The 11,408-nt window shown below is 46.2% G+C and carries 10 protein-coding genes and 2 pseudogenes; 5 read left to right on the plus strand and 7 right to left on the minus strand.

Features of this window, described 5'->3' with window-relative positions; genetic code table 11:
• Positions 1-12 precede the first annotated feature (12 nt).
• A complete protein-coding gene (locus tag ACI955_RS11975; protein ID WP_415243976.1) occupies positions 13-1,140 on the minus strand; it encodes an enoyl-CoA hydratase/isomerase family protein in 1,128 nt (375 codons plus the stop codon).
• Positions 1,141-1,384: 244 nt separating this feature from the next.
• Here ACI955_RS11975 and ACI955_RS11980 point away from each other — a divergent pair, with 244 nt between their 5' ends.
• Positions 1,385-3,187: an acyl-CoA dehydrogenase C-terminal domain-containing protein gene (locus tag ACI955_RS11980; RefSeq protein ID WP_415243977.1), complete on the plus strand. Its 1,803-nt coding sequence runs from the start codon at positions 1,385-1,387 to the stop codon at positions 3,185-3,187.
• 146 nt (positions 3,188-3,333) lie between these two features.
• Here ACI955_RS11980 and ACI955_RS11985 read toward each other — a convergent pair whose 3' ends face one another.
• On the minus strand, positions 3,334-3,690 hold the full coding sequence (locus ACI955_RS11985; RefSeq protein WP_415243978.1) for a hypothetical protein: 357 nt from the start codon (positions 3,688-3,690) through the stop codon (positions 3,334-3,336).
• A gap of 282 nt (positions 3,691-3,972) precedes the next feature.
• Entirely contained in the window at positions 3,973-6,108 is a 2,136-nt protein-coding gene (locus ACI955_RS11990) for an acetyl-CoA hydrolase/transferase C-terminal domain-containing protein (RefSeq protein ID WP_415243979.1), read from the minus strand.
• A gap of 292 nt (positions 6,109-6,400) precedes the next feature.
• On the opposite strand from ACI955_RS11990, the gene ACI955_RS11995 reads away from it, so the two are divergent.
• The 4 genes and pseudogenes from ACI955_RS11995 to ACI955_RS12010 all read left to right on the plus strand — a co-directional run bounded on the left by ACI955_RS11995 (position 6,401) and on the right by ACI955_RS12010 (position 8,248).
• Entirely contained in the window at positions 6,401-6,988 is a 588-nt protein-coding gene (locus ACI955_RS11995; protein ID WP_415243980.1) for a hemerythrin domain-containing protein, read from the plus strand.
• A 429-nt stretch (positions 6,989-7,417) separates the two neighbouring features.
• Positions 7,418-7,555 carry a hypothetical protein gene (locus tag ACI955_RS12000; protein ID WP_415243981.1) on the plus strand — a complete coding sequence of 46 codons (138 nt, stop codon included), beginning with the start codon at positions 7,418-7,420 and terminating at the stop codon, positions 7,553-7,555.
• Positions 7,556-7,573: 18 nt separating this feature from the next.
• Positions 7,574-7,798: pseudogene (locus ACI955_RS12005) on the plus strand (FAD:protein FMN transferase); the annotation flags it as partial.
• A 171-nt stretch (positions 7,799-7,969) separates the two neighbouring features.
• Positions 7,970-8,248 carry a hypothetical protein gene (locus tag ACI955_RS12010; protein ID WP_415243982.1) on the plus strand — a complete coding sequence of 93 codons (279 nt, stop codon included), beginning with the start codon at positions 7,970-7,972 and terminating at the stop codon, positions 8,246-8,248.
• 539 nt (positions 8,249-8,787) lie between these two features.
• Here the strand turns inward: ACI955_RS12010 and ACI955_RS12015 are convergent.
• The 4 genes and pseudogenes from ACI955_RS12015 to ACI955_RS12030 all read right to left on the minus strand — a co-directional run.
• Positions 8,788-9,111 carry a hypothetical protein gene (locus ACI955_RS12015; RefSeq protein ID WP_415243983.1) on the minus strand — a complete coding sequence of 108 codons (324 nt, stop codon included), beginning with the start codon at positions 9,109-9,111 and terminating at the stop codon, positions 8,788-8,790.
• A complete protein-coding gene (locus ACI955_RS12020; protein ID WP_415243984.1) occupies positions 9,108-9,584 on the minus strand; it encodes a hypothetical protein in 477 nt (158 codons plus the stop codon). Before ACI955_RS12020 ends, ACI955_RS12015 begins: the two co-directional genes overlap by 4 nt.
• 179 nt (positions 9,585-9,763) lie before the next feature.
• Positions 9,764-10,225: a GFA family protein gene (locus ACI955_RS12025; protein ID WP_415243985.1), complete on the minus strand. Its 462-nt coding sequence runs from the start codon at positions 10,223-10,225 to the stop codon at positions 9,764-9,766.
• A 642-nt stretch (positions 10,226-10,867) separates the two neighbouring features.
• Positions 10,868-11,167, minus strand: a pseudogene (locus tag ACI955_RS12030) (DOPA 4,5-dioxygenase family protein); the annotation flags it as partial.
• Positions 11,168-11,408 lie beyond the last annotated feature (241 nt).

Consider the following 11,408-nt stretch of genomic DNA (forward strand, 5'->3'; position numbering starts at 1 on the left):
CTGACTTGCACCCTAACGCGAAAATAACTCATCCAGAGGGTTTTGCTGCCACGGCGACGTAAACAAGGCATCAATTTCTAACTCTGGCACCTCTGCGATGCTTTTGTAACACCAGCGTGGATCTCGATCACGGTCAATTAAGTGGGCGCGCACACCTTCGGCAAATTCTGGGTCCCGCACCCGATTTGATGACAACACCAACTCCATCTTAAAAACATCAGCCAGGCTCAAACTGCGGCTAAGCCCCAACTGTCGAAAAATCAACTTAGCGCTGCTCGATGCCCCCCGCGTCAATCCCTGCGCTGCACGCTGCAGCCACTCGCTATTGCCTCGGTAGCGACAAATCTCTTTTTCTACCGCCGCGGGGGTCGCCAGTCCGCAGACCTTATCAATCCAAGTGCGATGGTCCTTCAATGACGCTTGTGACAGCACTACACCCTGCTCTACTTCGATATCGGTAAGACACTCCGTTAAATGTTCTGCGTTCCACTGAGGATCATCACACCACTCTATATTGATAATCTTGCGCAGCACCTCGGCCTTACTTTCATCGCATAAACAATAATCTGCCAAGCCCGCGTATAAGGCGTCTGCCGAAGACAGACGCGCGCCGGTTAAGGCCGTGAATATCCCTGTTGCACCTGGCATTTGTGCTAAAAACCAACTCGCGCCGACATTCGGAAATAGCCCAATGCTAATTTCAGGCATTGCCAGAGCGCTGCTGCTGGTGACGATGCGATGACTGCCGCCAACCATCAAACCCAGCCCCGCTCCCATCACAATGCCACTTCCCCAGCAAATCACCGGTTTGGGAAAGCGGTGTATTAAATGTGCTGCCGCGTATTCATAAGTAAAAAAGGTATCTGCTTCCACTGCCGCGCCACCGGGATTGGCAAGGGCAGATTCACGGATTCGCCGGGCATCCGCACCCACACAAAAGCCGCGCTCGCCAGCGCCGTCCAAAAATACCGCCACAGCCTCAGGATCATCACGAATTTCAAGTAGCAATTTAAAGAGCAGCGTTACCGTCTCAAGCGTCAGGGCGTTCACGCGCCTAGGTGCATTGAGTGTAAGCTGCGCCAAATAGCCACCTGCGGGCAAATGATGTCTTTCAAAACACACAGTGTAATCAACTTGCATTTCTTATTACCCTCCCTTCGGAATCATCCCAGTATCGCGCCAGAGTCCAAGCCACTCAAGCCTTTGCGACCGCTATCGCTCATCTACGCGATAGCACACCTTAATAGCCTATAACCTCGATTGTTAGGCCATTGACCGAAGCGTCATCTTCTAGACACAAAGCGGCCAATTTACCCCACAGCAGCATCCGCTATCATCCGCTGCGTAATTGATCCCCCATACACGGGAATAGCAGAGGCATATTATGACCGTATATAAAGCTCCAGTGCGCGATATCAACTTCGTCATCAATGAATTACTGGACTTCAACGCCCACTACCAAACTATCCCTTCTGGCGCTGAAGCGACACCAGATATGATAGAAGCGATAACCGCCGAAGCGGCAAAATTTGCCGAAGAAGTTCTGGCGCCGTTAAACCAGTCCGGTGACGACCAAGGTTGTCAGTGGGATGACGGTGTAGTCACCACCCCAGACGGCTTTAAAGAAGCCTACCAAATGTGGATTGAAGGCGGCTGGCAAGGCCTGTCACACCCTGTTGAATACGGCGGCCAAGGCCTGCCCATGTCTATGGGTCTTATCAAATCTGAATTAGTGGGCACCGCTAACTGGTCCTGGGGTATGTACCCCGGTCTCAGCTTAGGCGCAATGAACACGCTGTACGTGCACGGCACTGAAGAGCAAAAGCAACTGTATCTGACCAAGTTATGTGAAGGCACGTGGACTGGCACCATGTGTTTGACCGAAGCTCATTGCGGATCAGACCTAGGCCAAATGCGCTGTAAAGCCGATCCCCAAGATGACGGTAGCTACAAGATTGATGGCACCAAAATCTTTATCTCTGCAGGTGAACACGACTTCGCAGAAAATATTATTCATATTGTACTTGCCCGCACCCCAGGCGCGCCCGAAGGTACCAAAGGGATCTCACTCTTTATTGTACCTAAGTTTAATACTAGCGAAGACGGCACCATCACCGACCGCAATGGTGTGAAGTGCGGCAGTATCGAACATAAAATGGGTATTCACGGTAACGCTACCTGCGTTATGAACTTCGACTCAGCAACCGGCTATATGCTCGGCAAAGAGAACGAAGGTCTAAATGCGATGTTTACCTTCATGAACACCGCACGTATCGGTACAGCAATTCAAGGCTTAGCGGCCTCAGAACTTGCTTACCAAAATGCGCTTCCTTACGCGCTGGATCGCTACTCTATGCGCTCTTTGTCTGGCGTTAAAAACCCAGAAAAAGTAGCCGATGCGATTATTCATCATCCCGATGTGCGCCGTATGCTGCTGACCGCCAAAGCCTTTGCAGAAGGTGGCCGCGCCATGATTTATGACGCCGCTAAATATTCTGACCGCATGGTACACGCAGATTCCCAAGAAGATCGCGATGCAGCAGAAAACGAGCTGGGCTTCTTAACACCTATATTAAAAGCATTCTTAACCGAAACCGGTCTTGAGTCTGCCAGCAACGCCATGCAGGTATTTGGTGGTCACGGCTTCATTAAAGAACACGGCATGGAACAGATTTACCGCGATGCCCGTATTGCTACTTTGTACGAAGGCACCACCGGCATTCAAGCCATGGATCTTATCGGTCGTAAAGTAGTGCTAGACAGTTTTAAACTCTACGGCAGCTTCTGTAAAAAGCTTTATAAATTTGGCTTTAAGAATTTAATCAGCGGCAAACGCCGTGGTTACTCAGCTAAATTAATCGGCTATACGCTGTCCTGGAACTGGCACACAGTTAAAATGGTTGCGCGTGCCTCAAAAAATCGCGATGCCGTTGGCGCAGCGTCTTACGACTTTTTGATGTATAGCGGTTACCTTTCTATGGCCTACTACTGGGCAATGATGGCCGAAGTGGCCGCTGCAAAATTAGCAGAAGGTAGCAGTGATAAAGACTTCTATGAAGGGAAGTTAGAAACTGCAGAGTTTTACTTCTCGCGCTTACTGCCGCGCGCTAAAGGTCACGCTGCCTGCATGAATAGCAGCACTGACAGCGTTATGGCGATGCCACTGGATCGTTTCACTACGCGCTAAGTTTGGCCCATCTGCGCCGCTCTCACACTATACGATTACTGTTATAGCGTGAGACTAAAAGCGGTTCAAAGTGTTAAGCCATAAAAAAAGCCCCGACATTATTGTCAGGGCTTTTTTTATGGCTTAACACGTCACATAGCCTGTGTTTAAAACGTCACTTGCGACACCTGATAAGCGGAACTATTTTGTATGCCACATAGGTTAGCTATCTCTTGGCTACTTCCGGCGCTTACTGCAAAAGACTGCACGCTCATTATCACCTTCTTATCAATATCGTCTTTGTAGTAACTAAACACACCACTCACTTTAGTATCGCAAGCATTATGAACGGTAAAGCGCGTAGAGACTTTATTGTGATTAAAATAGGAACAGCTCGACTGTTCCGAGGTAGCTGGGAACGTTTGCACTTCCCAATCTAAACAACTCTCTGGTTCTGCGAACGCCGACATTGCCGACACACTGAAAAATGAGCACAAAACATAGCTTGCTAATTTAATATTCACAATACACCTACTGAGCTTGACGATGTTACTGCTCAACTTACCCTCAAACTGTCTTCTGCAGACAACTCCTTGGCGGCAGCAACAATGATCCTGACATCTAGAGTAGTGGAAATCCAAAGCAATTGGCAGTGCGTATAAGCACTTAAATATTCCGCAAATCTACTTTTATAGTCAACATAAACAATGAGTTGCACGATTTTAATAGCATATTGACAGTACAAAATAAGCCTTAAATTTGTGACAGTCATCGCAAATAATTTAAATCGTTAGAGAAAAAAACCCCTAATTATTATTATTTACTCCCTCTAGGAGCCGTTTTAGCAGACGCTCTTTTCCATTCAAAGCACCCTGTAAACCCAATACTGCTAGCACCCGACGTGAGGTATCTGTCTCCCTACCACCGTGAACAAAGGTGCTTAGTTTTTGACCCAAAGTCATACTCGCGAGCGCCTTTAAGCTTGCCCCAGCTTCTAATTCCCCCTCGCTAAAGTCACAGCCAAAAGGATAAGCTGGCATCATATTCTTTGCCCGCGCCCATGCCACGTTGGCCTTGATAATATGAGGCAAGTTATTAGAAAACACTTGGGGCACCCGATGGTCAGCAGACAATTTACCCGCGGCCTTCGCCTCAGCCAGCAAGCCAGCTTGAAAGCGCGAATCAGCAATATTAATCAATGCGATACACACTTCCTCGTCGGTTTTAGAGCGCAAATCGGCAACACCGTATTCAGTAACAATAATATCCCGCAGGTGGCGTGGAATGGTACATGCACCATAGTGGCTGACGATATTTGACACCGATTGAACGCCTTGCGAGCGAGTGGCGCGAATCATCAGCACCGACCGACCGCCCTCTAACTGATGCGCCATGGCCACAAAATTATACTGCCCTCCCACACCCGACAGCACTTGACCGCTCTCCAAGGTATCTGATGCAACCGCGCCATTAAGACTCACATTCAAACCGGTATTAATAAAGCGAGCCATTTGCCGCTGTGACTTATATAAGCGCGGGTTGTTGTCTAGCTGGTTAATTTTGTCCACCCCACACATGGCTAGCTGCTTACGCTGCGCTTCAGGCATCTCGCGCAAAGCCCGATAGAATTCACCACTGCCCAAAAAGAAACCGCCGTGCATCACCTTGCCATTGCGTAATTGCGAACCTAAACAGTGCGTAGCCATAAATTTCTGACTATCGGGGTTGGCCATATTCGCGGGACAACTTTCACCCTGCGGCGAAAATAACTGGCCTTCGCTATAGCGGCATTCGTCATTAAAAAATCCATGGTACTGCAGGGTATCAAAATCTTTACCGCGCAATTCGCGCACCCCCAATTCTGCCAGTAAAGCTAAGCAGTCAGGCGTCAAAGCTAAGGGATTACACTGGCCCAAATTAATTAATTGTTGCAGCGCCCAAAAGTCATAAACACGACGACGCAGTACGCCGGCCTCAAATAAATGTAGCAAACCTTCTACAAACATTTCAGTAGCACCGTACAATCCATGCTCAAAAATATTGCGCCCGCCAATGGCATCCACTAATTCCGCGTTGTTCAAATCAACATCAAACTTCTTTAGTAGTTCGCGGTAATCGGCGTTGCGTTGATGACGGAGTAATACTGACTGAACAATTGCGTCGCCCATTGCACCAATACCCAGCTGCAAGGTGCCGCCGTCTCTGATTAAGGTACTAGCGCGCAACCCGATGGCGTAATCAGCATCAGGTATAGGGGGCAGGCGCGGCACTTGAAATAAATCGTGTTGCTCGTTATTTGTTAGCGCTAAAAAATCAAACTGTGCTGGGTCAATTTCGGCGTCGCCGTACATAAATGGCAAGCTGGGATGCACAACCCCAACCGCAACATAATCGCGTTTGGCTTGTCTCAATCGCGCCACCACTTCAGCCGAGGTGTCGGGATTGCAACTCATACTGAGAGCATCGCCTTCCCGCGAAAGTAGCTGGATCACCACATTGCAGCCTTGTGCCACCACATCTCTTGCCGCATGGGTATAATTTGAACTGATATAGTGTTGCTGCGCCGATGCATGACCTAGGCGACTGCCGGCTTTGAAATAAAACTCGCAAAGTTTAATATTTGCTGGCATCTCGCCTTTACGCTCAGCCTGCAGATACAGCGGTTCACTGTACTTGGCGTAGAGTCGATCAAAGACAGGATTAAGCAAACGCCCCCGAATTGGGTCATTTTCACGCGGGCGCTCCAAACTCAGCGCAGTCAAAATCGTCAATGAAATACTGGAATCACTGCTAGCACGGCGGTACAAGGCGTCTATTAGCTCAACCGGCTTACCTAAACCCAGGGGCATGGCAACCCGCAAGTCTTTTCCTAAGCGTTCGATAATTTTCTCGACGCAGTAATCAACCCCAACCATCTCAAGCTTTGTTTGATGTGAAGACATTTATGCTCCTGAACGCTTAGGAAAAGGTCTTTTATAAGCCAAATATTTAGACAGCTATCAACACAGACAGCAGGTTCTGAACATTGTTTGCCAATCGACACACATTATCCAGCGCTCAGCCCCGAGACTCATCAATATAGTCGGCATTTCAGTCAAGGCAAGATAAGCGCACACCTGCAGAAAATGCGACAACCAAGCTCCGACCGAGCCAGTTTTCGCCCGCCCTACTGTCCATAGCAAAAGTCTAATCGCAGACTTTTGCTATGGTAGATTCTGGCAAACCTCACTGAAAATGCCTGAAACCAATATAAATCATTTACCGGATCAACTCGAAAATGATCATCGCCGTATACTGCGACTTATGTACTTACTGAACAGAGAACTCGACAAATTTGTCGGGCTTAAGACGGGTAACCACAATGATGACCAAGTCTTGGAGATACTCGATTATATCCAGAGCTACCCTGAGGCTTGGCACCACCCAGTGGAAGATATCATTTTCAAGCAATTACTCACCAAAGCTAGTGTTAACCATCTTGACGTTGAAGAACTGCTACATGCCCACCCTAGACTAGAAGCCCTCAGTGCCCAAATAGCGTATGTATTCGATGAGAACCAAGCCGCGAATACGGTGCCATCGCCGCAAGCTATGAGACTCGCACGCCAGTATCACGAGGAACAAATATCGCATATCCATGCTGAACATAGTATTTTCTTGCTAATTGGCAAGCTCTTTAGCGACGTCGACGGGGATGAGGTGAATGCCAAAGTGGCTAGCCAATTCAAGTACCGGGATTCACCGTCAATTGACGAGGACTACATCCTGCGCTGTGAATCTATAACCAATAAGCATGTTTTTACCGGCACGGGACTACACTAATATGAATCTGATCAATGCCAGCGACCATCCTGCGCCAGAGGCTAGCCCAGCTTTTTTAACCAGCATAGACAAGGCCTTGAGTGCTAAATATAGCGGCACAAACCAGCGCTACATGTCATACCCTAACGCCTTGTAATTCAACACTGATGTCACCGAAATCGAATATCGAAAACTATTACGCAAAACCCAGAAAAGTGACGCGCCCTTGCCTCTCTATGTTCACATGCCGTTTTGCCGGTGGTTATGCTATTACTGCGTCTGCAATAAAATTGTCACCAAAAACCCGACTGTGAGTCAGCACTACCTGGCTTACCTAAACCCGGAAATTGCGATGCTCTGCAAGGAAATTAGCAATCGACGCCACGTTACTCAGCATATTTCGGCGGCGGCATCGGCAAAGAATACGCCGTCAATAAAGCCGCCGCGCTGGTGAGCAGCCTTAGCGATGCGCAGGTACTATTGAATTTTGGTCGCGATCTATTTGCAAATGCACCACCAAGTTACCAAGAACATTGGCTAGTGGCTGTCGAGAATATCAGCGGCTTGCAATCCGCCACCATTCAGTGACGGCGCGACGGTCTAGCAACCAGCCGCGATGCCCGGCGGTTTTTACTTAGAGACGGCCTACGCTACCCATATGTGCTTAATCCAATGACCGGATGGCCAGTCATGGACGCCCACCACTCAGTGAACGTTGTAACAGCCAGCTGCGTAGAAGCAGGACTACTGGCCACCTTATCAATGCTACAAAGTAAAGACGCAGAGGATTTCATACCGGCAGAAAAAGCATTACATTGGCTGCAGCGCTAAACCGCTTTAAGCGAGTAAACTATATAGAGTCGGGTTTTAACTCAAATACAGCTAAGCATAAGGCTATCTACAGCCACCTATTCCAAGCTTCATCCTGGCTAGTCGCTGTACACCACCGCCGCTGCGGTCCTTATACCTTACAACTATCAAAACGGATGTAATAAATTATAAATGCGCTGGATTATTGTTGGTTTTTTGTTAATTCTTGGTTTCTATACAACACTTTGCATAAGTAAACGTGGTGAGGTGTTAGAAGTGATAGCGGGTGAAGTTCAGAAATGTGACACCCTTGGCGGCACTAAGATGGAAGGAATGTCACATGCCACCATTAAAACTGCGGATGGTAAATACATTATTTCAAGCTTAAGAAACTGCGTTCCTGCAACAAGTACCGAAATTCACCTCAAGCGCGGTGCGCTTTATTTTAATACGGTATATGCAAGTGAATAGAAATAAGAAGATAAAGCCTTGATGGCCAGCGCGCTCGCTAACCGCTAAATACGGCCTTCACTTTGCTGCATTTATTGACTGTTGATTTAAAGGTGACAGCAGTTAAAGGTCTGCTCAATACTTGTTCCCAAGCAGCTTTTCCGCTCACACATAAAAAGCCCGCAATAACATCAAGGCATTAATCTAAAGTGGGGGAACTGATATTAAACCCTTGAAATCTCACTGCAATGAGAGGCGTAAAGCATTGCAGTGCCATTTCATAGCTCCCCACAAATCTGGAAAGACCGCGTGCGATGAACGAGGTGGCCGTCACCTTCTGGTAAAAAGCGAACATTCAAATACACCTAATACGCTGAAGATTATTGATTTTTATACAGCCTCTACGCCCATAGTTATTAAGCGTCTGTGTTGTTGTAGAGGCGAGCATCTCACCTTTAATCACATGACCAAATTCACTATGCCACTACACTGCCTAAATCATAAAACAAAGACCTGACCCCATTGGTGTTCAGCCGTTTATACACCTCATATATGTCTATTTAGATTGCTTGAATAGCCGTATTAAGCGCGGCGTTTAATACATTAATGGCAGCATTGATAGCCTGTTGAGCAGTAGCTCGTATTTGTATTTCTAAGGCAAGTGCGGCGTTTTTAAGTACATCTTTTTCATTTTCGAGGGCTAAATCGAACTCTGCCTCAGTTGCCGTTGGATCAAGTTTAATGGCAGCAATTAGCTTTAGACGGTCTTTTTCATCCTCAAGAATCTGCTTCATTTGGTTTCTAATTTGCTCGGTGTCTTCGAGCAACTCTGTTTGTGCGGCATTTACCATCGACTCAAATGTAGCCTCGAAATCAAAACTCATTGTGCATCTCCTTCATTGGTAGTGTTGCTCGAAATATTTTTAGCTTTGTCGCCTATTATGATGTATTTGATTGCGTCAGACATTTGCAAGCGAGTGGCCTTTGCTGATGTATTCGATATACTTCCTTGAGACTTAATTAAACCAGCAGTCCTGCCCCAGACATCTTTTACATTCTCTACCTGCGCAATAGTTTGCTTATTTTCATCGCGAGCCTCGTTCTTCAACAGTAAGCTGTTTATGTCAACTTCAATGCCAATAATTTCCTGCTTGACGGTATCGTACTTTCGATCTTCGCCTGTGGCCTCAATATAGTTAGCCCAGAACAGGTCCACTCGCTTAGCTAAATCAAAGGTATCTGCCAGTACATCTTTATCATAGTCAGCAATCAGCTTTACTTGGGCGCAACCTGATAGTACAAGCAACATAAGCATAAATATTGTATATGCAGTTTTTTGTTTGATATGGTATCGCATATTTACTCTTCTTCTTTCGGTTTTTATTGAGTCTGAAAAATTAGATAAATCAATCTATATTATTCAAGTTTTTTATAGCTACCTACGCATAACGCCCGCATATAGAGCGACTGAAACGTAGCGAGGAACGAGCGAAGTGTAAGCAGCCCCAGCCACGAAGTGGCGACATAATGCGCTTGTTATGTGAATATTCTGGCTGCAAGTCGCGCTACCAATTCTTCTGGTGGTCCATTTTGGTATTTGGGCCGATTAGGGTCGAATACTTCCCACGGGTATGCATTCTTTACAAATATATCGGCATCCGGCTTAAGCCATGCTGGGTCGTCTAGTGTAGATGCGCGCAGAGCTCTCCCAGTCCGATCTTCTTCAATCCACATGCCTATGGGTGAACCACAATCTGCACAAAATTCATGATGTATCGTATTACCAATATCACTTTTTACAACGTAACTCTTTGGTTCAGTATCAAACATAATTTTGTCCGTTACGAACCAAACATTAGCAGCAAAAAGGCCACCTACTGCTCGTTGGCAATCTCGACAATGGCACTGAAACATTAGGAGCGGCAGCTGCGTGCATGTATAGCGTATGTTCCCGCAAGCGCAACCACCCTGGATGGGCAAGGCTGTAGTCATCATCATACTTCTCCTATTGCTTCGCAATCCACATAACAGTTAGTTATAGAGACTCGCGCCCCTCTATCACTTTGGCCCTCTTATCAAAGTTGGGGCTTCAGTATGGATTAAAAAATATCAGGGGATTCAATGAGATGGCGACTTCACTATTAGCGAGTGCCGGTCAAACGAAGACTAATTCCCTTTATTTCTGCCAAATATTCCTTTCCCTTGATCATAGCGCTTATTTTATAAATTTCCACAAGCTAAGCAACTTCCCAATGTGTTAATGAGAAGTGTTCTCTTGTTCACGTGCCCTGACGAAGTGGAGGCTGCGACTGACCGCTATTGTGGGTGGAGCTTTTCGTACTAGCTCTTTATGCCGTATATCTTAGTTTGGTAATAAGCGAACGGTAAAAAACACCTAATACGCTGAAGATTATTGATTTTTATAAAGCCTCCACGCCCATAGTTATTAAGCGTCTGTGTTGTTGTAGAGGCGATCATCTCACCTTTAATCACATGACCAAATTCACTATGCCACTACACTGCCTAAATCATAAATCACAGACCTGACCCCATTGGTGTTGCAGAGGTCATTCACATAATTTTTTGGCATGACTCTAATAAATCAATATATTATTATGGGTAGTTTGATAAATATGCCTGTTATGCACGGAATAGTTCTAAATTTAGTTCAACTTCATCCCCTAGCCAATAGGCATGCTCAGTGTGATCTTTCAGGTTATCGCCTGTTAATCCATGCACTAATACACTTAGCCCTTGACGTTGTGCTTCAAGCCACGGAATAAATGCCTCAAAATCATCTGATAAAAATTTTATTTGGCAACTCCACTGTGGGTGTGGGCCTATTTGTTTTTGATGAACTCTACCTACTTGTAACATGAATAAGTCACCCGATCTTTGACATAACTCAGTAGCAAAATCTATGGTTTCTTGATCAAAATAAAGGTGTGCATGTTAATGCTTATGCACATTAATTGGGGAGGCCTATTTATCCATTTAGTTATTATCTCTTCTCATTTTTCATTGTCGATGTTCAATAATTTTATTTAAATACGCGCAATATGTTCATGAGCATGAGCTAATACTTTAGACTCATCTAGGCCAACACTGCTACTGTCAATAAAGGTGATATCCGTAATGCCAATGAACCCTAAAACATGCCGTACATAATCAGAAATAAAAT

Source organism: Zhongshania sp., assembly GCF_047636175.1.
GTDB lineage: Bacteria > Pseudomonadota > Gammaproteobacteria > Pseudomonadales > Spongiibacteraceae > Spongiibacter.